At 66.8% G+C, this 19,824-nt stretch carries 16 protein-coding genes; 6 read left to right on the forward strand and 10 right to left on the reverse strand.

Features of this window, described 5'->3' with window-relative positions; translation table 11 throughout:
- Positions 1 to 41 precede the first annotated feature (41 nt).
- The 5 genes from A3M1_RS0119595 to A3M1_RS0119615 all read left to right on the forward strand — a co-directional run bounded on the left by A3M1_RS0119595 (position 42) and on the right by A3M1_RS0119615 (position 5,526).
- Positions 42 to 695, forward strand: coding sequence for a hydrolase (locus tag A3M1_RS0119595; protein ID WP_018390687.1), 654 nt, complete (start codon positions 42 to 44; stop codon positions 693 to 695).
- A 141-nt stretch (positions 696 to 836) separates the two neighbouring features.
- Positions 837 to 1,673, forward strand: a complete 837-nt coding sequence (locus tag A3M1_RS0119600) for an alpha/beta fold hydrolase (RefSeq protein WP_371258763.1) — start codon at positions 837 to 839, stop codon at positions 1,671 to 1,673.
- Positions 1,674 to 1,702: 29 nt separating this feature from the next.
- Positions 1,703 to 1,981, forward strand: coding sequence for a XapX domain-containing protein (locus tag A3M1_RS0119605; RefSeq protein ID WP_018390689.1), 279 nt, complete (start codon positions 1,703 to 1,705; stop codon positions 1,979 to 1,981).
- 31 nt (positions 1,982 to 2,012) lie between these two features.
- On the forward strand, positions 2,013 to 3,878 hold the full coding sequence (locus A3M1_RS0119610; RefSeq protein WP_018390690.1) for an amidohydrolase: 1,866 nt from the start codon (positions 2,013 to 2,015) through the stop codon (positions 3,876 to 3,878).
- Between the two features lie 31 nt (positions 3,879 to 3,909).
- A complete protein-coding gene (locus tag A3M1_RS0119615; RefSeq protein WP_018390691.1) occupies positions 3,910 to 5,526 on the forward strand; it encodes an MFS transporter in 1,617 nt (538 codons plus the stop codon).
- An 89-nt stretch (positions 5,527 to 5,615) separates the two neighbouring features.
- On the opposite strand, the gene A3M1_RS0119620 is transcribed toward A3M1_RS0119615, so the two are convergent.
- The 3 genes from A3M1_RS0119620 to A3M1_RS0119630 are packed head-to-tail and all read right to left on the reverse strand — an operon-like array spanning position 5,616 to position 10,182.
- Positions 5,616 to 6,713 carry a siderophore-interacting protein gene (locus A3M1_RS0119620; protein ID WP_018390692.1) on the reverse strand — a complete coding sequence of 366 codons (1,098 nt, stop codon included), beginning with the start codon at positions 6,711 to 6,713 and terminating at the stop codon, positions 5,616 to 5,618.
- Positions 6,710 to 7,999: a RhtX/FptX family siderophore transporter gene (locus A3M1_RS0119625; RefSeq protein ID WP_018390693.1), complete on the reverse strand. Its 1,290-nt coding sequence runs from the start codon at positions 7,997 to 7,999 to the stop codon at positions 6,710 to 6,712. The genes A3M1_RS0119620 and A3M1_RS0119625 overlap by 4 nt, the downstream gene beginning before the upstream one ends.
- Positions 7,999 to 10,182, reverse strand: coding sequence for a TonB-dependent receptor (locus A3M1_RS0119630; RefSeq protein WP_245261901.1), 2,184 nt, complete (start codon positions 10,180 to 10,182; stop codon positions 7,999 to 8,001). Before A3M1_RS0119630 ends, A3M1_RS0119625 begins: the two co-directional genes overlap by 1 nt.
- A gap of 228 nt (positions 10,183 to 10,410) precedes the next feature.
- On the opposite strand from A3M1_RS0119630, the gene A3M1_RS0119635 reads away from it, so the two are divergent.
- Positions 10,411 to 11,382 (forward strand): AraC family transcriptional regulator, encoded by a 972-nt coding sequence (locus A3M1_RS0119635; RefSeq protein WP_026221409.1) that lies wholly within the window; start codon positions 10,411 to 10,413, stop codon positions 11,380 to 11,382.
- A 299-nt stretch (positions 11,383 to 11,681) separates the two neighbouring features.
- Here the strand turns inward: A3M1_RS0119635 and A3M1_RS0119640 are convergent, their stop codons facing one another.
- The 7 genes from A3M1_RS0119640 to A3M1_RS0119670 form a co-directional block, all read right to left on the reverse strand.
- Positions 11,682 to 12,476 (reverse strand): ABC transporter ATP-binding protein, encoded by a 795-nt coding sequence (locus A3M1_RS0119640; RefSeq protein WP_018390696.1) that lies wholly within the window; start codon positions 12,474 to 12,476, stop codon positions 11,682 to 11,684.
- Positions 12,469 to 13,416 (reverse strand): iron ABC transporter permease, encoded by a 948-nt coding sequence (locus tag A3M1_RS0119645; protein WP_018390697.1) that lies wholly within the window; start codon positions 13,414 to 13,416, stop codon positions 12,469 to 12,471. The genes A3M1_RS0119640 and A3M1_RS0119645 overlap by 8 nt, the downstream gene beginning before the upstream one ends.
- Positions 13,413 to 14,450, reverse strand: a complete 1,038-nt coding sequence (locus tag A3M1_RS0119650) for an iron ABC transporter permease (RefSeq protein WP_018390698.1) — start codon at positions 14,448 to 14,450, stop codon at positions 13,413 to 13,415. Before A3M1_RS0119650 ends, A3M1_RS0119645 begins: the two co-directional genes overlap by 4 nt.
- Entirely contained in the window at positions 14,447 to 15,373 is a 927-nt protein-coding gene (locus tag A3M1_RS0119655; RefSeq protein WP_018390699.1) for an iron-siderophore ABC transporter substrate-binding protein, read from the reverse strand. The genes A3M1_RS0119650 and A3M1_RS0119655 overlap by 4 nt, the downstream gene beginning before the upstream one ends.
- On the reverse strand, positions 15,370 to 16,221 hold the full coding sequence (locus A3M1_RS0119660) for a ferric iron reductase (RefSeq protein WP_245261763.1): 852 nt from the start codon (positions 16,219 to 16,221) through the stop codon (positions 15,370 to 15,372). Before A3M1_RS0119660 ends, A3M1_RS0119655 begins: the two co-directional genes overlap by 4 nt.
- A gap of 116 nt (positions 16,222 to 16,337) precedes the next feature.
- Positions 16,338 to 18,716, reverse strand: a complete 2,379-nt coding sequence (locus tag A3M1_RS0119665) for a TonB-dependent receptor (RefSeq protein WP_018390701.1) — start codon at positions 18,714 to 18,716, stop codon at positions 16,338 to 16,340.
- A 159-nt stretch (positions 18,717 to 18,875) separates the two neighbouring features.
- The gene (locus A3M1_RS0119670) at positions 18,876 to 19,805 is read right to left on the reverse strand and encodes a FecR family protein (protein ID WP_245261765.1); all 930 of its coding nucleotides are present in this window, start codon (positions 19,803 to 19,805) and stop codon (positions 18,876 to 18,878) included.
- Positions 19,806 to 19,824: the final 19 nt, after the last annotated feature.

A 19,824-nucleotide genomic window follows, 5' to 3' on the forward strand; every position in this document is an offset into this window, starting at 1 on the left:
CTCTACGACTTGCGGCGGACCCCATCACGCAGGGATGTGCAATGCCAACCGCAACTCCGACCCCCGGCAAGGAACTCCTCGATCCCGACAACCACGCTCTGGTGCTGATCGACTTCCAGTCGCAGATGGCCTTTGCGACCAGCTCGATCGATGCCGTCCTTCTGCGCAACAACGCGGCGCTGGTCTCCCGCGCCGCCGCCGGATTCCAGGTCCCGACCATCCTGACCACGGTGGCGGAGAAGAGCTTTTCCGGTCCGATATTCGCCGAGATCACCGAGGCCTTTCCCGGCCCGGCCATGCTCGATCGCACCTCGATGAACACCTGGGAGGACGCGGCGGTCATCGCCCGGGTCAATGAGATCGGCAAAAGCCGTATCGTGCTGGCCGGCCTGTGGACCAGCGTGTGCATCGTCGGCCCGGCCCTTTCCGCCCTCGACCAGGGCTTCGAGGTCTTCGTCATCGCCGATGCCTGCGGCGACGTCTCGGGCGAGGCGCATGAACGCGCCCTGCAGCGGATGATCCAGGCTGGCGCCCGGCCGATGACCGCGCTGCAATATCTGCTCGAACTGCAGCGCGACTGGGCCCGAACCGGGAGCTACGAGATGACCACCGGCATCGCCAAGCAGTTCGGCGGCGCCTATGGGTTGGGAATCACCTACGCCAAGACGATGTTCGGCGCCTCCGAAGGTCATTGAGATGAAGCCATGAGCGGGCAGTCTCTGTCGCTGTCGCGCCGGGCCATCCTTGAAATCGGAGGCGCGACCGCGGTCCTTTCCGCGCTCGGCCCGCTCACTCCCGCTTTCGCCGCAACCATCGCCACTCACGGAGCCCCTGATATGACCACACTCGCCACCAAGGACGGAGTCGAGATCTTCTTCAAGGACTGGGGTCCGAAGGACGCCCAGCCGATCATGTTCCACCATGGCTGGCCGCTGTCGTCGGACGATTGGGACGCCCAGATGCTGTTCTTCGTCCAGAACGGCTTCCGCGTCGTCGCGCATGACCGGCGCGGCCATGGCCGCTCGGCGCAGGTCTCCGGCGGCCACGACATGGACCACTACGCCGCCGACGCCTTCGCCGTGGTCGAGCATCTCGACCTGAGGAACGCCGTGCATATCGGCCATTCCACCGGCGGCGGCGAAGTCGCCCGCTATGTCGCCAAGCATGGCGAGCCGGCCGGCCGCGTCGCCAAGGCGGTGCTGGTCTCCGCCGTGCCGCCGCTGATGCTGAAGACCGACGCCAATCCGGAGGGCCTGCCGCTGGAAGTGTTCGACGGCTTCCGCAAGGCCACTGCCGAGAACCGCGCCCAGTTCTTCCTCGATGTGCCGGCCGGCCCTTTCTACGGCTTTAACCGCGAGGGTGCGAAGGTCTATCCCGGCGTCGTCAACAATTGGTGGCGGCAGGGCATGATGGGCAGCGCCAAGGCGCATTATGACGGCATCAAGGCCTTCTCCGAGACCGACCAGACCGAGGATCTCCAGGCGATCACCGTGCCGACGCTGGTGATGCATGGGGACGACGACCAGATCGTGCCGATTGCGGATTCGGCGCTGAAGGCGGTCAAGCTGCTGAAGAACGGCACGCTCAAGGTCTACAAGGGCTACCCCCACGGCATGCTGACCACCGAGGCCGAGGTGATCAACCCGGACCTGCTCGCCTTCATCAAGGGCTGAGCCTGGGCGCGCCTCGCAGGAGTGCTGCGATGAAGCTCTATTTCGCCTCGCTCGGTGCCGGCCTGCTGGTCGGCATCGTCTACAGCCTGATCAATGTCCGCTCGCCGGCCCCGCCCGTCGTGGCGCTGGTCGGCCTGTTCGGCATCCTCCTCGGCGAGCAGGTTGTGCCCGTCGCCCGCCATCTTCTCAAGGGCGATGGCCTGCGCGCCGCCATCGGCCTCGCCGACTGTTCCGATCATGTGCTCGGCCAGTTGCCCGGCCGCAAGGCCAGCGCCAGCGAGGGCCACGAGGCGCCTCCCGGTTCCTGACCGGCCGCCCCTCTCAGCGGAGACCGCGATCATGCCATCTACCGCCGATCTGATCCTGTTCAACGCCAAGGTCACGACGCTCGACCGTTCCAACCCGCAGGCCGAGGCGGTGGCGATCGCGGATGGCAAGGTGCTGTTCGCCGGGGCCGCGCCGGAGGCGATGGCGCTGGCGGGTGAGGCGACGGTGCGCATCGACCTTGGCGGGCGCCGGGTCATTCCCGGCCTGATCGACAGCCACATGCACATCATCCGCGGCGGGCTGAACTACACTATGGAGCTGCGCTGGGACGGCGTGCGCTCGCTCGCCCACGCGATGGAGATGCTGAAGCAGCAGGTCGACAACACGCCCGCGCCACAATGGGTGCGGGTGGTTGGCGGCTTCAGCGAACACCAGTTCGCGGAAAAGCGCTTGCCGACGCTGGAGGAGATCAACGCGGTCGCCCCCGACACGCCGGTGTTCATCCTTCACCTCTATGACCGCGCCTTGCTCAACGGCGCCGCGCTGCGGGCGGTGGGCTACACCAGGGACACGCCGAACCCGCCCGGCGGGGAGATCGCGCGCGATGGCGCCGGCAACCCCACCGGCCTTCTGCTCGCCCAGCCCAACGCGACCGTCCTCTATGCGACGCTGGCCAAGGGGCCGAAGCTGCCGGTCGAATATCAGAAGAACTCCACCCGCCATTTCATGCGCGAGGTGAACCGGCTCGGCGTCACCGGCGTCATCGATGCCGGCGGCGGCTTCCAGAACTACCCGGACGACTATGCGATCATCGAGGAACTTCACCGCGAGGGCGCGCTCACCGTGCGGATCGCCTACAACCTCTTCACCCAGAAGCCGACGGAGGAGCTCGCCGATTTTGCCGGCTGGGCGAAGCAGGTGACGCCCGGCCAGGGCGACGACCTCTACCGCAGCAATGGCGCCGGCGAGATGCTGGTCTATTCCGCCGCCGATTTCGAGGATTTCCGGGTCGAGCGCCCCGACATGCCGGCGAGCATGGAAGGCGACCTCGAACCCGTCATCCGCCTGCTGGCCGAGAATCGCTGGCCGTGGCGGATGCACGCCACCTATGACCAGACCATTTCGCGCGCTCTCGACGTGTTCGAGAAGGTCAATCGCGATGTGCCGCTGGAAGGGCTCAACTGGTTCTTCGACCATGCCGAGACCATTAGCGACCGCAACATTGCGCGCGTCGCCGCGCTCGGCGGCGGCATCGCGGTGCAGCACCGCATGGCCTTTCAGGGCGAGTATTTTGCGGAACGCTACGGCCACCGCGCCGCCGAGCGCACCCCGCCGGTGCGGCGCATGCTCGACATGGGCGTGAAGGTGGGCGCGGGCACCGATGCCACCCGCGTCGCCTCCTACAATCCCTGGGTCTCGCTCGCCTGGCTGGTCACGGGCCGGACGGTGGGCGGGCTCGCCCTCTACCCCGCCGCGAACCGGCTGGACCGCGAGGCCGCGCTGCGCCTGTGGACGGATGAGAATACCTGGTTCTCCAATGAGGAGGGCAAGAAGGGCCAGATCGCCGCCGGCCAGCTGGCCGATCTCGCCGTGCTCTCCGAGGATTATTTCGCCGTGCCTGATGAGGCCATCGCCGACATCACCTCGGTCCTGACGCTGCTCGGCGGCACGCCGGTGCATGGCGCCGGAGATTTCCGCGACCTCGCCCCCGAACTGCCGCCGGCGATGCCGGACTGGTCGCCGGTGCGCACCTTCGACGGCTACACGCAGCGCGCGGAAGCGGGCACTGCCCGGCACGCCTTCGCCCGGCTGTGCGGCTGCGCGCAGGCGTGCAACGTCCACGGCCACGCCCATGCGGGGGCCTGGGGGGCCGAGGTGCCGACCTCGGACGCGCCCGCCTTCTGGGGCGCGCTCGGCTGCGCCTGCTGGGCGGTCTGACAGGCGCCCTGCGCGCGAGGAGGAGACAGACATGAGCACGGCCACCCCGTCGCCCGCGCCGCCCGCCGGCAGCTTCGCGCCGCTGCGGCGCCCGGTCTTCGCCGTGCTGTGGGCGGCCACCGTGCTGGGCAATACCGGCAGCTTCATGCGCGACGTGGCCAGCGCCTGGCTGGTGACGGACCTCTCCGCCTCGCCCGCCGCCGTCGCCGCCGTGCAGGCGGCCGGCATGCTGCCGATCTTCCTGCTCGCCATTCCCGCCGGCGTGCTCTCCGACATTCTCGACCGGCGGAAATTCCTGATCTTCATCCAGATCATGCTCGGCTGCGTCAGCGCCACGCTGATGCTGCTGTCGGCGAGCGGCCTTGTCACGGTGTCCGGGCTGATCATGCTCACCTTTGTCGGCGGCATCGGCGCGGCGCTGATGGGGCCGACCTGGCAGTCCATCGTGCCCGAGCTGGTGCCGCGCGGCGAACTGAAGAGCGCGGTGGCGCTCAACTCGCTGGGCATCAACATCGCCCGCTCCATCGGGCCGGCCGTCGGCGGCCTGCTGCTCGCCGCCTTCGGTGCGGCCGTGACCTATGGGGCTGATGTCGCCAGCTACCTCATCGTCATCGCGGCACTGCTGTGGTGGAAGCGGCCGGCCAACACGCAGGACGAACTGAGCGAGCATTTCGGCGGCGCCTTCGGGGCGGGGCTGCGCTATGCCCGCTCCAGTCGCGAGCTGCATGTGGTGCTGCTGCGCGCCGCCGTGTTCTTCGCCTTCGCCAGCGCCGTCTGGGCGCTGCTGCCGCTGGTCACGCGGCAATTGCTGGCGGGAGATGCCGCGTTTTACGGCCTCCTGCTCGGCTCGGTCGGCGTCGGCGCCATTGGCGGTGCGCTGGCCCTGCCGATGGCGCGAGACAAGCTGAGCCCGGACGGGCTGATGCTCGCCGCCGCGCTGGCCACCGGCGCGGCATCTACGGCGCTCGCCTTCGGTCCCCCCCAATGGGCGGCGGTGCTGGTGCTGCTGGTGATGGGCGCGGCCTGGATCGTCGCTCTGACCACGCTCAACGCCACGGCGCAGGCGATCCTGCCGAACTGGGTGCGTGGGCGCGCGCTCGCCGTCTACCTCACCGTGTTCAACGGCGCGATGGCCGGGGGCAGCCTCGGCTGGGGCTTCATCGCCCAGGAAATCGGGCTCGCGGCGACGCTGTGGACGGCGGCGGCCGGGCTCGTGCTGTCGGGCCTCATCGTGCACCGCGTCGCGCTGCCGAGGGGCGAGAGCGACCTCGCGCCCTCGAACCACTGGCCCGAGCCGCTGCTCGCCCAGCCCGTGGCGGGCGATCGCGGGCCGGTGCTGGTGCTGATCGAATATGAGATCGCGACCGAAGACCGGCCCGCTTTCCTGAAGGTGCTGCAGCGCCTGTCCCATGCCCGCCGGCGCGACGGGGCCACCTCCTGGGGCGTGATGGAGGATGCAGCCGAGCCGACGCGGGTGACGGAATGGTTCATGGTCGAGTCCTGGGCCGAGCATTTGCGCCAGCACCACCGCGTGTCGCACGCCGACGCCGACGTGCAGCAGCAGGTGCGCGCCTTCCACAAGATCGAACGACCGCCTGTGGTGCGGCACCTGCTCGCCCTCGATGAGCCGTCACGGGAATTGCCATGACAACGCTGTGGCCGAGAGCTTCGTCAACCTGCTCAAGCACGAACCGCAGACAAGCCAAAGCCGACGGCGTCTAAATAACGCGGGGCGGTTCAATGCGACGTCGGTTGCGCCGGTTCGACGGGCTCGTAAGCAGCTTTCTGGCGGGTCCAGAAACCCATGATATGGTGGCTGCTGCGGCGCATCGAGGACCGTTCGCCAAGGATGTTCCGCAACCTTTCCGCCTGCCCGCGCTCGCACCCTGCCCAGACAAACCGGCCGGCTTCTGCCTCACGAGCGGCCTGCTCCCGAAGGATCTGTTCCAGACGGGCCGACCGCCCTGGTTCGACGCCATGGCGATGCAGCCAGTTGATCCGCACTCTGGCGTTCGAGACCAGCATCTGTTCCTCACCTTCATCCTCGACTTCGATGAAGACGTCGGCGGAGGATGTGGAAGGAAGGTTCTCAAGCATCCGTGCGATCGTCGGCAGCGCGGTCTCGTCGCCCAGAAGCAGGAGGTTTCCGGCGTCGGGGCGGCCGCCACCGCCGGGCCCCAGCACGCCGACGATGGCATCTTCCCGGGCGTCCTTGGCAAAGCATGCGCCAGGCGAGCCGCCCTGGCCATGCACGACGATATCCATGGTGAGGATGTTGCGAGCCGGCTCGACGGAACGGATGCTGTACACGCGACTGGTGAGAGCGTCCTTACCCTCCGGCCATATGATCCGGCCGCTGGCAGCCAGCGACGGCCAGATGGGAGCGCGCCCCTGAGGAGGGATCAGCAGACGCGCATGATAGTGGCTCTCTCCAACAAAGGGCGCGGCGTCCTCGCATTGGAAGGTAATCCTGCGCATTCGCGGGGTGACGCTCGATGCTGCAAGCACCCGCAACCTCTGGAAATTCGGCAGGCGCCGCTCGTCGGCACCGTCACCGGACCAGACCATGGCCACCGGCTCGTGCGCGAACTGGAAGACGTGCTCGGCGATGAAGACCTTGATCATTGCCAGCGCCCCGGCGGAACGGCTCGATACGCCTACCGACAGGCCTTCCTGCTGCCGGGCTATATCGACGGTCCCGTAGGAGGTGTGCAGGCGTGCACCGCTATCCGTGCGGATAACGGTGGCATGTTCCGCGAAATGCGTGAGCAATTCGGCCAGCAGGCGTTCGGCGTTCTTGAACCGGAGGAAGGTCGTCGTCACGAAAGCGGTCACGCCCGCAGTCCTTCATCCCCGCTGCCGGCGAAAGCCGCCGAACGGGCCTTCAGGGTTTCCAGCAGGAAAAGCGCCAGACCGACGCCGGCAACGGAGATGACCGTCGCACCGGAGAAAAGCACGGAATAGCCGAATGCATCGGCAAGGACGCCCGCCAGTGTGGAGCCAAGCAGATAGACGATCAGTTCGGCGCAGCTGAGAATGGTGAAGTCCGTGCCCGGCTGGTCCCGTGAGGAGGCCTGCATGAAGAACGAATAGAGCGCCACAAGCTCCATGTAGCGGATGAAGGTCTGCAGGGCCGATGCCGACATCGCGACGACGAAGCCCGGCCACAGGTCGGCCGCACTGAGCGCGAAGGTGAGGAAGCACAGGCTGCGCAGCAGGCCGAGCAGGACCAGTGTCGCGGCAAGTCCAGCCCGGCGGATCAGCAGCGCGGCGCAGGCGGCCCCGACCAGGCCGGCGCTGGCGGCGGCGCTGCCGGAGAGATAGCCGATCCAGGAGACAGGCACCCCGAGATCGATGAGATAGGGACCCTCCATGCCGCGGACCAGTCCCTCGCTCGCCCGGTAGGTCACGGCAAAACCCAGGACGAGCCAGGCGTTTGGCCGTGCGAAGAATGCCCGCAGGCTCGCGCGCGGGCGATCCTGCGGCTGTGTCGCGGCAGGGGGCTCCTCCATCCAGACCGCCGCAAGTAGGGGCAGAAGCGACAGGGCCGCAACGATCAGGATGGTCGGGCGCCAGCCGATTTCATGGAAGAGGACGAGCGCCAGCGTGCCGCCGATGATCACGCCGAGCGCGACGGCGCCGGCCTGGATGGCGTTGCCCATCGGACGACTGCGTGCGGTCAGGTGCCGGACCGCATAGCCGTCCGTCGCGATATCCTGCAGCGAAGACAGAATGGTAATGCAAAGGCAGATGCCGAACAGCCAGCCCACCTGATCGGGCGTCACCAGTGCCATGCTGGCAATGCCCGCGCTCACCAGGATCTGCGTCGGGATGACCCAGCCCCGCCGGTGTCCCAGCCGGGACAACAGGGCGTAGCGATCGACCAGGGGCGCGATCGCGAATTTCAGGATCAGCGGCAGCATCAGCAGCGAGAACAAGCCGATCGCGGTCCGCGACGCGCCGCTCTCGCGCAGCAGCGGTGGCAGGGCCACCAGCAGAAGGTAGGTGGGAATGCCCTGGGCGAGATAGAGCCCGCCCAGCACCACATAGAGGCGCCGATCCTTGCCCGGCGCTTCCCCGGTCGCGCGAGCCATGCTGTGCTGGAGGTCGTGCGCGTTCATCAGAAGACCTTCGTAAGGGAAATGGCGAAGGTCCGGCCGCGCCCCTTGTAGTCGAAGATCTCCTCGCTCGCGAGAGCGCCATAAAGGGCCTTGGCGCGAGCGCCCCAGATCGTCGTGTAGTCCGTGTCAAACAGATTCTGGATGCCGAAGTTCACGGTCGTGCCGGCCTGTTCGAAACGATAGGCGCCGATAAGATCGAACAGGGTGAAGCCGTCAATCCGATAACCGTCGGCGTCGGAAAGGTCGAAGACATGCTGCCCCTGCAGCTTCAGGCTCAGGGCGTCGCCCTGCCATCCGACATAGCCGCCGAGCTTGGAGGGGCTGGCGCTACCGACGGTGTCGTTCACCCAATCGCCGCCGCTCTTGACTTCGGTTTTGACCCATTGGCCGAGCACGCCGACATCGAAACCATGGCCGAGCCTGGCGCTCACCTTGCCCTCGATACCGTAGACGCGCCGTTCCTGGTCCACGACATCGACGGCAAGGGTCGTACGGTCGAGCTCGATCGAACGATCCGACCAGGAATAATAGGCGGCCGTTTCGATGGTGTAGGTGCCGTCATCGAGCCGATAGCCGATCTCGACCGAGTTCGTCTTGATCGCCTCGAGGGCCGAGTCGGACACGCTCACCCCATTGAGCAGGCTGTAGTGACCGCCCGTGAGACTGTAGACACCGATGCCGTAATATTTTGCGGGATCGGGCAATTCGAACCCCTGGCTGAAGTTAGTATAGACCTGCTGCGTCTCGTTCAGCCGGTAGACCGCGCCCGCGTTGAAGAGAGAGGCGTCATAGCTGACGGCGCCGCCGGGAATGGCGTCCGCCGACCCCGCCAGGCCTTGCAGGATCGCGACCTGCTGTGCCGCGCCTACGAAGTCGGAGACGTCCGTCTTGACGTATTGGTAGCGGATGCCGCCGGTGAGGGTAAGTTTGTCCGTCGCCTCATAGGAAGCCTCGGCGAAGCCGGCGACGGTGGAGACGTCGATCTGCGGGTAGAGCCCAACAATGCCGATGGTGTCGAAGTCGAGGCCACCGCTCAATGCTGCCGTCGTCATGTTGAAGACGTTCTGGCTGGACGAGAAGGCGTCCTTGTCGGCGTCGACGCCGTAGGTGATGCTCAGCCGGTCGGTCAGCTGCGCCACGAGGGCGGCCTTGATGCCGTAATAATCGGTATCCTGGGAGCTGCCGTAGAAGTAGGTCGAGGTAGGGAAGGGGTTGAACGTCACCGCCTCGCTGCGATAGAAGCCCTGAAGCAAGAGCTTCTGACCCCAGACGTCATCGTCCGAATAGACTACGTTGTACATTGAACGTTCGGTGCTGGGATTGAAGTCCGAACTGTAGCCGTCGCGCGTTTCAAATAGGTTCGGGTTGGCAAGTGCTGCGAAGAACTTTCCATAGTAGAGGCCGTAATCGGAATCTTGCTCGCTGTTGAAATATTGCCCGGTGAATTCCAGTCGCCGGCCGGCGTCGATCTGCAACCCCACCGAACCCATCAGGTCAATCCGCGTGTTGAAGGCCGTAGATGTCTGGGTAATGTCGGGAACGAGGAGCGTGCCCGTGCCGTCGTAGAACGCCCCGCTTCGCGCGGACGCGACCGAGAGCCGGCTATCCCACTTGTCGCTGTTATAGGTCACGGCGGCGGCGCCACTACGGTCGAGATCGTCGCTGCCCCGAAAGCCACTCTCCACACCTCCGGTCACTTCGGCGTGCAGGCCCTCGGCGGCGTCCTTTCCCTTCTTGGTGATGATGTTGATGATGCCGCCGGTGGCGTTACCGCCATAGAGCGAGGTCGCCCCCGAGAGCACCTCGATACGCTGGACATTGAAGGGATCGATCGCATCGAACTGCCGGCTGATGCCGCGGACGGAGTTCATCGAGATGCCGTCGATCAAAACGAGCGCCGTGCGGCCACGCAGACTCTGCCCATAGGAGGTGCGTGCGCCGTAGCTCGCGGGGTCGAAGCTGGGTATCTCCTGCGCCAGGATCTGCTGGAGAGTCTGGCCGGCGCGTGAACGCAACTGGATGGTCTGCTCGTCGATCACATAGATCGTGCGCGGGATTTCGGATATCTGCTGCGGTGATCGCCCGCCGGTGATGGTGATGTCATCGAGGGCGATCTCGCTGACGGCAGCGTCTGCCTGGGCTGTGGACTGTTCGGCTTCCTGCGCGGTTGCTGGCCCAGCCATTCCAGCCGCGGCGAGCAAGGCCAGGATGGCGGCGGTCGTTTCGTATTCGCGCACAGTTCGTCTCCAGCAGCTTGACTCACGCAGGAGCGCGAAGTCGTCGTCCATGGCATTGTCAGTGAATCGCAATCCAACCATGTTTAGGTGATTGCCATACCTGTTGCATGGACTGGCGCGAACTGAGATAGGATGGGAACGAACTTCCGCAGTCTTACGTTGTTTTGAAATGGAATGACTATAAAACCTTTGAAATTCGGCGCAGGTGCCTCATCTGACGAAAATGGCGCCACGATCTGCCGCGCAATCCTTCAGGATATGATGGGCGCAGCCACGATATCGTTTTCGGAGGGCGACCTGTCCCGCGTGCGCGGCTTGTTCTGGAGCCACGTATCGCTATCGCTGACGACGTTGTATTTCCCAGAAACGGCTACGCAGCTGGCAGCGGTCGGCATGAGGAATGAGGGCATCATCGTCCTGCGCGCGATGGACGGGCGTCTCTCCGTCACGCAGAGGCAGCGGCGGATCGAAGCCGCGAAGGCCGATGTCGTGTTCCTGGCGGCCAATGCGCCGCTGTCCATTGCTCTGCCGGATGGCGGGCGCCTCGACTGCGCCTACCTGCCCAGCCACGCGCTCGGAAAGGGGCGGCGGCGGCTGTCACACTTGCTGCTGCAGCCTATAGCCGGCGAAAGTCTGCCGCTGCAGCTGCTGGTCACCTATGCGGGCTATCTGCTGCAGTACGATCACCAAGTGCGGAGCGATGCCGACATGATGATCGCGCATTTCTATGCGTTACTTCCCGTGCTTGCAGACACTGTTGCCAGGGGGATTACCCACTTTCCGCCGTCCGATCGGTTGGGCTCGGTCAAGTCCCATATCGAGAACCATCTGGCCGACAGCATGTTTTCAATTGCAAATGTCGCCCGGAAGGAGGGTGTGACGACGCGGGCGATCCAAAAGCTGTTTACGCGGGAGGGAACAACCTTTTCCGGCTATATTCTCGAGCGGCGGCTCGATCTTGCCAAGACAGCCATCCTGCTGAATGGCACCTTCACGCCGATCACCCAGATCGCTTTCGATGTGGGTTTCGATGACCCATCCTATTTCAGCCGTGCGTTCCGCAAACGCTATGGCATGACACCACGGGATCTGCGCCGATCGGTGGCATCCGGCACTGCGGGCGCGGGGCCGAAGGTTGGCGACTGATGGTTTTGGGTTCCCCGCTTCCGGTCTGCCGCTTTTGTTCCTCGGGCCCGCCCGCGGGCCCGTTCGGCATTGAAAAAAGGCCCTCCGGCCGAGCCGGGACTCTGCGGCATGGCCACATCGCGCAGGAGTCCCGCTGCTTCGCGCGCGAGGTCGGCCTTGAGCCGTTGGCGACGCCGATCGAAAGCCCGGATTCTAATGGCATGGCCGGGCCTTCGTACGCGCCCTGAAGCGTGGCTGTCGCAGCAATAGGCGACGCGGGGCGCGTCACGCGCTCCCACCCGCACCGCGAGCGTTTCGCATCATCTCCGGGCGATGCACACCGGCACGCCATCCTGTGGATCGTACAGAATCGTCGCCTCTATCGAGAACGTCTTCCTCAGGTGCTCAGGCTCGATAACTCTGTGCGCAGAGCCACTTGCGATTATTCTCCCCTCCTTTAGCAGGCAGATATGATCGGCGAAGCGGGCTGCGTGGTTGATGTCATGCAGAACGGCCACCATCGTCTTTCCCTGCTCGCGGACGAGGCGGCGGAGCAGAGCAAGGATGTCGAGCTGGTGGGCGATGTCGAGATAGGTGGTGGGCTCGTCGAGCAGCAGGATATCGGCGGACTGGGCCAGGGTCATCGCGATCCAGGCACGCTGGCGTTGTCCCCCTGACAGAGCGCCAAGGGGCCTCGCCGCGAGATCATCGATATCGGCCAACTGCATCGCCTCGTTGCAAATGGCCTGATCCTTCGCGCTCCAGGGTGTGAAGAGTCGGCGGTGCGGGTAGCGGCCCTGCGCGACCAGATCGGCCACAGCAATGTCGTCGGGGGCACGCGGCGTCTGCGGCAGCAGGCTTAAATTTTGCGCGAGGCGCCGGCGCGACAGGGTGTTTATGGCGTGTCCGTCCAGCGTCACCTCGCCGGCGCGCGGTGCAGTGAGGCCGGCGAGCGTTCGGAGCAAGGTCGATTTGCCGCTGCCATTTGGGCCGAGGAGGGCCGTGAACTGGCCCGGTGGCACGGCGAGCGTCAGATCATCGAGCACGTCGCGGCTGCGATACCCGACCCTGATCGCGCGCGCCTGGAGGCGAACCATCCCGGCCACTTCACTCATGGCTTTGTTTCCGAAGGAGAAATGCGACGAAGGGAACGCCGATCAACGGCGTCAGGATGCCGGCCGGCAGCATCAGGGCTCGGGCCAGGATGTCGGCGACCAGAAGCAAGAGGGCGCCATAAAGTGCTGTGATTGGAATGAGATAGCGCAATTTCGCGGACAGGCGGGCGAGGTGTGGGGCGATCAGACCTATGAAGGCGATCGGGCCGGCCATGGCGACGGCGGCGCCGGCGAGCAGGGTGCATAGCAGGATCAGCGTTCCCCGCATCAGCTGCAGGCGCATCCCCAATCCCTGCAGGGCATCGTCGTCAAAGGCCATCAGCCTGAGCTCGCGCGCGAGCAGCGAGGTCGCCGCCAGCGCCGGAGCGGCCCAGGCCAGGAGAAGGAAAACCCTCGTCCAGTCAGAGCCATAGAGGCTCCCCGCCATCCAGCTCATGGCGCGCTGGACCTCGCTCACCTCGCCGAAGGCGGTGATGAAGGCGATGCCGGCGCCGGTCAATGCGGACACGCCGATGCCGATCAGGATCAGCCGGATCGAGGAGGTGCCGCCCTGCCAGGACAGCGCGTAGATCGCACCCGCCGCAAGGGCCGCGCCGGCGAAACCGGCGACCGGAAGCCACTGGCCAGTCGGTGCAGTGAGGTGGACGATCAGGACGATGACAGCAAGTCCGGCACCGCCATTGATGCCCAGCAGGCCCGGCTCGGCGAGCGGGTTGCGCATGACCGCCTGGGTGATCGCACCGGCTACGCCAAGGCACGCGCCGACGAGGAGCGCCGCGACAAGACGCGGGGCGCGCAGCGAGCCCACGAGCATCGCCGCCACCGGATCGCCCGACAGCCACGCCGCGATATCGCCCGGCGCCACACCGGCATCGCCCCAGGCGAGGGCGAGCAGGGCGAGGGGCAGGATGAGGAGAGCGGGCAGCGCCACGGCCATCATCGCAGGTTCCATCCCTGCCGACGCACCAGTGCGATGAAGACCGGACCGCCCACCAGCGCGAGCGTCACGCCCACCGGTATGTCGACGCCGGACAGTCCCCGCAGCGCTGTATCGGCCAGCACCACCAGTCCGGCACCGAGCGGGGCGCTGTAGGCGATGATCCAGCGATAGTCGGACCCCACCAGCAGCCGCGCCATATGCGGCACCACCAGCCCGACGAAACCAACAGGGCCAGCGAGCGCCACGGCGGCGCCCGCGAGCAAGACCACCAGAACGGCGCTGACCGCCCGCCAGAGAGCGAGGCTTTGGCCGAGGGCGCGGGAGAGATCGCTGCCGAGGCTCAAAGTCATGATCGGGCCGCTCGCCAGCACGGCTCCCACCAGGCCGGCGACGCCCCACGGGCCAATAGCGACAACGGCGCTCATAGGGCGGCCGCTCAGGCTGCCGACCGACCAGAGGCGGACATTGTCCAGCGTGGACTGGTCGCGCAGCAGGATCACGGTGGTCATCGAGGCGAGGAACGCGGTCAACACCGCGCCGGCAAGGGCGAGCTTGAGCGGGGTTGCCCCGCCCCGTCCCGCCGAGCCCAGTGCATACACCGTGACCGCCGCGGCGCCGGCGCCGAGGAAGGCGAACCACATGAGCGTGCCGGCGCCGTCGATGCCCGCCATCGCGATCGCCAGCACCACCGCGAAGGCCGCGCCGGCATTGATGCCGAGAAGACCGGGCGAGGCGAGGGGGTTGGCGGTCACCGCCTGCATGATGGCCCCGGCGACGGCCAGTTGCCCGCCCACCAGCAGCCCCGCCAACACCCGCGGCAGGCGTACGTCCCAGACAATGACGTGTTCGCGCGAGGCGTCGAACGCGAAAACGGCGGCCGCGAGCCGATCGAGGGGTATGGCGGCATGGCCCACATTCTGCGCCCAAAGCGCAAGCACCGGCAGGGCCGCGACGGCCAGGGCCAGGCCAAGGCCGCGCGGGCTCCGGGTCGGATGGTCTTGCCGGACGCAAGCCGTGTCGTCGGGCGCCCTCATGGCTGGGCGATGATGAGGCGCTCGACATCGTCCAGCACGCGATGCGCCGATCCGACGCCGCTGAACTCCATCCAGACCGCCGGATCGAGGCGATGCACGCGCCCTGCCTTCACGGCGGGTAGCATCTGCCAGAGCGGATTGGCCAGTACCTCCTCGTGTCGGCCGCTGGTGGCGGAGTTGTTCACGCCGCCGACGATGTAGAGCAGGGTATCGCCGTCCAGCCCGGCCAGAGCTTCCCAGTCCGGCCTTTTGAGGGTTTCATCCCCGTTCGTCGTCTCATAGGCGGAGCGCCGCACCCCGACATCCCGCAGCACCGCGAACGGCCCATAGGCCTTGGGACTGTCGAGATAGACCTGGAAGTCCCAAGGGGTTATGCGCACGATCGAGACGGTACGGTCCGGCACGCGGGCTTTCAGGGCGGCGACGCGCGTCCTGTAGCCATCGAGCAGTTGCTCGCCGCGTTCCACTCGCCCGGCGACCTCCGCGACGAGCCTCAGATAGTCCTGCCAGTTGCCGGCGCTGATCAGCACGGTCGGCGCGATCTGCGACAGCAGGGGATAGGCGCGCTCCGCCTGCGCTGTGCCGAGGATGAGATCGGGCCTCAAGGCCACGATGCGCTCGACGCTGGGCTCCATGAAGCTGCCGAGATCGGTGACGCCGCGTGCCAGCGCCTTCTCGCGCAGGGCCTTGTCGCTCATCACGGCGAGCGGCGCGCCCAGCAGCGGAAGCTCCAGTTCCAGCCCCATGCCAAGGCTGAAGGTCGGGTCGAGCACCACGATACGCCGGGGATCCGCGGGTACGCAGACCGGCGAATGCAGAATGTCCGCGGAGTCGATGACGCGCCCCTCGCAGGCTCGCGTCGGGGTGCTGAGCGCGCCTAGCAAGGCGAGACCGAGCGTGAGAACTGCGAGCGGATGGATCATGCCTCGCCCCCTGGAAGCAGCGATGACGTCGTGAGCTGGCCGACCGGTTCCTGAGCCACACGCGGCAGGCCAAGCTCGGCGCGCATCCGCGCCTCGATCCGCTGTCGCCGGTCCTCGGGCTTGACCAGCACGCAACTGGTGCAGAGCGAGCCGCCGGGCGCGGTGTAGAAGCGGCAGCACCCACCGCGCGCACGGAAGGTGCGGCGGGCCAGCACCCGGCGCGCGTCATCGACGATTTCGACATCGAAGAAATGCAGTTGCCGGTTGGCGAGCGGCGAGCCGGTTCGCATCAACGCCGCCATGACATCCGCCTTCGCCACGGCTTCGCAGCCAAGGCGCTGGCCGGCTTCCAGAAAGCGCATCGCGACGGCGTCGCCGACCAGCCGCCACATCGCCCGTCTGGGCAGTCCGGTGCGCGTGTGCAGAGTGTCGATAAGCGGCGCCATATGGGCTTCGAGAGACTGGCCGAGGGCTTCGAGCAGGCCGGCACGATCGACAGGGCGGATAAGGGAGGAGGGGGCCGCCAATGGACGATCCGTCACGCCGGCCGCGTTCAGGAGACGCAGCCGCACGTCGGGCGGTTCGCCCGGTGGAGGCTGCGCCGCGAGCGCGCAGTTCCGCGCCGACAGGTCCGGAACAAGACCGTGCGAGAGGAACGGCACCGCCGCCAGGATGCCGAGCAGATTGGAATACTCGGTGATGAAGAAGGCTGCGGCCCCCTTCTCGTCGAGGCCGGGCGTTGCCGCCTGCTGGCGCGCGAGCATCGCTGTCAGGAAGCGCTCGGCGCCGAACAGGGTCGCCAGCGGCGTGAAGCCGGGCTCGATCGGGCCTATGTCGGCCAGCGGCAAGGTCCAATGGCGTGCGAGAACGCCAAAGGCGGCGCTGATGATCCGCGCCGCCTCCATCTTCGCCAACGTGCCGCTCGGCGGCGCCCCCATGCCCACAGGCTCGTCTCCTTCAGGCATCAGAACGTCGCGCGCGCCCGCACGCCGATCAGCCGCCCATCGCCGAGCGTGGCTTCCGAGCCGGTGTTGTCGGCATAAATGCCGGTGAGATACTCCTCGTCGAAGATGTTCTTGGCATAGAGCGTCAGCGACCATGTCTCGGCCTCGTAGCCGATCGCCGCATTGACGATGGTAAAGGCGGAGACCTGCTCGGCGGCGCTGTTGGCGATGTCGCCCACGGAGTAATAGCTGTCGGTATAGGCGAGGTCGGCCGAGACGAAGACGCCGGAGGCATGGCGATACACGCCGCCAATGTTGAACGTCACCGCCGGCGCCTCGGGGAATTCGTTGCCGGTGTAGTCGCCGGTCGCCATCACCGCGCTGTCCAGCTTGGTCTTCAGCAGGCCGAGCGAGGCGAAGGCGGTGAATTCCTGCGTCACCCGGGCGCGCAGCTCAAGCTCGCCGCCATAGGCGTGCGCCTTGCCGGCGTTGCGGGTGATGGACTGGCGGTTCAGCGGGTTGGGGTCCTCCACCGCGATCTGCAGGTCGTCATATTCGTAATAGAAGGCGTTGGCGTTGACTTCGAGCCGGTCGCCGAACCACTTCGAGCGATAGGCGATCTCATAGGCCCACAGCGTTTCCGGCTGGACGTCGTAAGGGTTGCCGTAGGTGTCGATGGCGGCGAAGCCGGCGCGGAAGCCTTCGCTCAGGGTGACGGCGATGTTCTGCTTCTCATCGATCTCGTAGGCGATGCCGAGCTTCGGCAGGGCGACGAGATAGTCCGTCGAGGCATTCTGGTTGATCTGGTCATAGCCGAAGGTGCCCAGATTCAGCACCTCGCCCTGATTGGTGACATCGACCTCCTCATAGCCGAGCCGTCCGCCGAACATCAGCGCCCAGCGGTCGGCGATGGCGTAGCGCAGATCGGCGTAGAGCGCGTAGGAGGTCAGCACATTGGTGCTGGCGAGGTCCTGATAAAGCATGTTGTTCAGCCCCAGACCGGGGTAGTTCACCGTGATGCTGGAATCGCGGTCGAGGCTGAAGCGGCCGAAATTGAAGCCGAGCACGCCGCTGATCGCGCGCGCGCCGTCCTCCATCTCGAGGCGAAGATCCTCGGTGATGTCGCCGCCGGAGCGCAGCTCGTCGCGGACGAAGGTGGAGGCGCCGGCGGGGCTGTTGATCGCGGCATCGGTGTCGATATAGGCGGTGATCGAGCGCAGCGTCACGCCATCGCCGAGCCGCTGCGAGAGGTTGGCGACGACGTTGGTGACGTTCGTATCGCGGATCTCGACCGCTGAATTGTCGCCGTCGAAGCGCCGCGCGAAATAGTTGGGGCCCGTCGCGGTCGCCGATCCCGGCTTGTCCTCGGTGTGGCTGATGGTGACGAGCGCCTCGAAGCCGTCGAGCGCCGACGGCGTGAACAGGAACTTCGCCCGCATCTGGCCGAAATAGCCGTCGTCCAGCGTGTTGTTGAGCGGGTCGGAATAGGTGATGCCGGCATCGTCCTGGAAGTACTGGCCGGCGATGCGGAAGGCGAGTTGGTCCTCGATCATCGGGCCCGACAGCATGAAGGCGCCATTGGCGAAGGCGCCGGAATCGGAGGAGGTGGCGAGGTCTCCCTCCAGCGCCGCCTCATAGGTCCAGCTGGGATCGTTGGTGTTGACGATCACCGCGCCGCCCATGGCGTTGCGTCCCTGCAGGGTGGATTGCGGGCCGCGGAACACCTCGACATCGGCCACGTCCCAGGTGCCGCGATTGCCGCGCCTGATGCCCTCGCCATTCTGCGAGGCGCCGTCGACGATGACCGCGATGGCGGGCGAGGAACTGGTGGGCTGGGTCAGGCCGTCGGAGGACAGGCCGCGAATGACGATGCCGCTATTGCCGCGATTGGCCGAGGAGACACGGGTGTTGGCCAGCTTGTTGAGCGCGCCGCTCAGATCCTCGATCGCGTAGTCGAAGAACTGCTCGCCAGTGACGACGCCGACGCTGGAATAGACATTGGCGAGGTCGCGGGTGAGCTTCTCGCCGGAAATGGTGATGGCGTCGAGCTCGATCATGTCCTCGCCGACGACGACCGAGGCGGTGCTCGGCGCCGGGGCTTCGATGGTCACGGAACGCGGCGAGGTGAAGCGCCCGTTCAGGCCGGTGCCGGCGAGGAGCGCGGCTAGCGCCTGCTCTGGTGAGCGCGTGCCGGAGACGCCCGGCGAGGCGAGGCCGCGCGCGATGGCGCTGTCATAGACGATCTGGATTCCACTGGCGGCCCCGAAGGAGGCGAGCGCGCGCGAAACCGGACCGGGCGGAATGGCATAGGTCACCGACGGCGCCGCCGCGACCGACACCGCCGCGACCGACACCGCCCCTTGCGCCGAGATGCCCTCCGTACCCAGCGCGAGCGCCATGAGCGCGCATCCTGCCAGCAGCGCCGCGCGCAGCGTGCGACCGTTCCCCGTCCCCGTCATTCCTGCCGTCCCCGTCGTGAGCTCCGAATGCGTCGAGGCATCCGCTATGAGAACAAGACGACGAGGATCGACGGACCCGAATCCGGTGGGGCGAAAAATTTAACTCAGCAGCACCACGCCGCCCGGCAGCCAGGTGTCGCGCAGCTTCAGTGCCGCCGCGAGATTGGTGACGATCTCGTCCGTCCGGCCGAGATGGAAAACGCCGTCGACGCGCCGCTCGCCAAGCCCTGGCCGCGCCAGCACGATACGGCCGCGCCGATGCCGGTTGATGTCGGCGACGACATCGGCCAGCGGCTGATCGGTGAACACCAGCAGGCCCCGCCGCCACGGAGCGGCCGCGTTCGGCGCGAGCGTCTCACGCCCGGCAAGAAGCGATCCCCCGGCCAGCCGGGCGCGCTCGCCCGCCTTCAGGGTCGTCACGCCGCCGCACTGCACCTCGATGCTCCCCTCGATGCAGTCGATCACCGTCTGGCGCGCGCCGACGCTGGCGGCAAAGCGGGCCTTGGCCGCCGTCACTTCCCCCGGGCCTATCGAGGCGCGGAACGGGCGCGGATCGGCGGCAATCTCGAACTCGGCGGCGCCCGTGACCAGCGTGACCGCGCGATAATCCGCCGTGAACCGTGCATCCAGCGCGCTGGCCGCGTCGAGATCGACAGACGAGCCGTCCGGCAGATCAATGCGGGCCTGCTCGCCAACCGCCGTGGCATGATCGGACAGAAGCTGGTCGAGGCCGGGCAGCACGCCGATCATCGTGCCGGCCCAGCCGGCTGCGAGCGCGGTGCCGGCACCGACGCCAGCAAGGAAAAGCCGTCGCGACAGGCGGGACGGGGCAGAGGCGGCACCCAGGCCGCGCCAGACGGCGCTCGCCCGGCGAAAAGCGCGTTCGTGCGCATAGCTGCGGGCACGCCAGGCCTTCAGGCGCGCCGCGTCGTCGCGCGTTGCCTCGCCGGAGGTGAGAAGCACCACCCACGCCATCGCCTCATCCTGCAGCGCTCCGGGGGCACCGCTGATGCCGTCACTGTTCGTCATGCCCGCGCCTTGCTCCCGA

Origin of the sequence: Ancylobacter sp. FA202 (genome assembly GCF_000380205.1) — a bacterium.
GTDB lineage: Bacteria > Pseudomonadota > Alphaproteobacteria > Rhizobiales > Xanthobacteraceae > Ancylobacter.

What these genes read in the sequence shown, in the direction of transcription:
- A3M1_RS0119635 (WP_026221409.1), top strand. Translation starts at nt 10,411, where the DNA reads ATGACTATAAAACCTTTGAAATTCGGCGCAGGTGCCTCATCTGACGAA.
- A3M1_RS0119605 (WP_018390689.1), top strand. Translation starts at nt 1,703, where the DNA reads ATGAAGCTCTATTTCGCCTCGCTCGGTGCCGGCCTGCTGGTCGGCATC.
- A3M1_RS0119625 (WP_018390693.1), bottom strand. Translation starts at nt 7,999, where the DNA reads ATGAACGCGCACGACCTCCAGCACAGCATGGCTCGCGCGACCGGGGAA.
- A3M1_RS0119655 (WP_018390699.1), bottom strand. Translation starts at nt 15,373, where the DNA reads ATGATCCATCCGCTCGCAGTTCTCACGCTCGGTCTCGCCTTGCTAGGC.
- A3M1_RS0119615 (WP_018390691.1), top strand. Translation starts at nt 3,910, where the DNA reads ATGAGCACGGCCACCCCGTCGCCCGCGCCGCCCGCCGGCAGCTTCGCG.
- A3M1_RS0119595 (WP_018390687.1), top strand. Translation starts at nt 42, where the DNA reads ATGCCAACCGCAACTCCGACCCCCGGCAAGGAACTCCTCGATCCCGAC.
- A3M1_RS0119645 (WP_018390697.1), bottom strand. Translation starts at nt 13,416, where the DNA reads ATGATGGCCGTGGCGCTGCCCGCTCTCCTCATCCTGCCCCTCGCCCTG.
- A3M1_RS0119630 (WP_245261901.1), bottom strand. Translation starts at nt 10,182, where the DNA reads ATGGCTGGGCCAGCAACCGCGCAGGAAGCCGAACAGTCCACAGCCCAG.
- A3M1_RS0119670 (WP_245261765.1), bottom strand. Translation starts at nt 19,805, where the DNA reads ATGACGAACAGTGACGGCATCAGCGGTGCCCCCGGAGCGCTGCAGGAT.
- A3M1_RS0119650 (WP_018390698.1), bottom strand. Translation starts at nt 14,450, where the DNA reads ATGAGGGCGCCCGACGACACGGCTTGCGTCCGGCAAGACCATCCGACC.
- A3M1_RS0119665 (WP_018390701.1), bottom strand. Translation starts at nt 18,716, where the DNA reads ATGGCGCTCGCGCTGGGTACGGAGGGCATCTCGGCGCAAGGGGCGGTG.
- A3M1_RS0119600 (WP_371258763.1), top strand. Translation starts at nt 837, where the DNA reads ATGACCACACTCGCCACCAAGGACGGAGTCGAGATCTTCTTCAAGGAC.
- A3M1_RS0119640 (WP_018390696.1), bottom strand. Translation starts at nt 12,476, where the DNA reads ATGAGTGAAGTGGCCGGGATGGTTCGCCTCCAGGCGCGCGCGATCAGG.
- A3M1_RS0119610 (WP_018390690.1), top strand. Translation starts at nt 2,013, where the DNA reads ATGCCATCTACCGCCGATCTGATCCTGTTCAACGCCAAGGTCACGACG.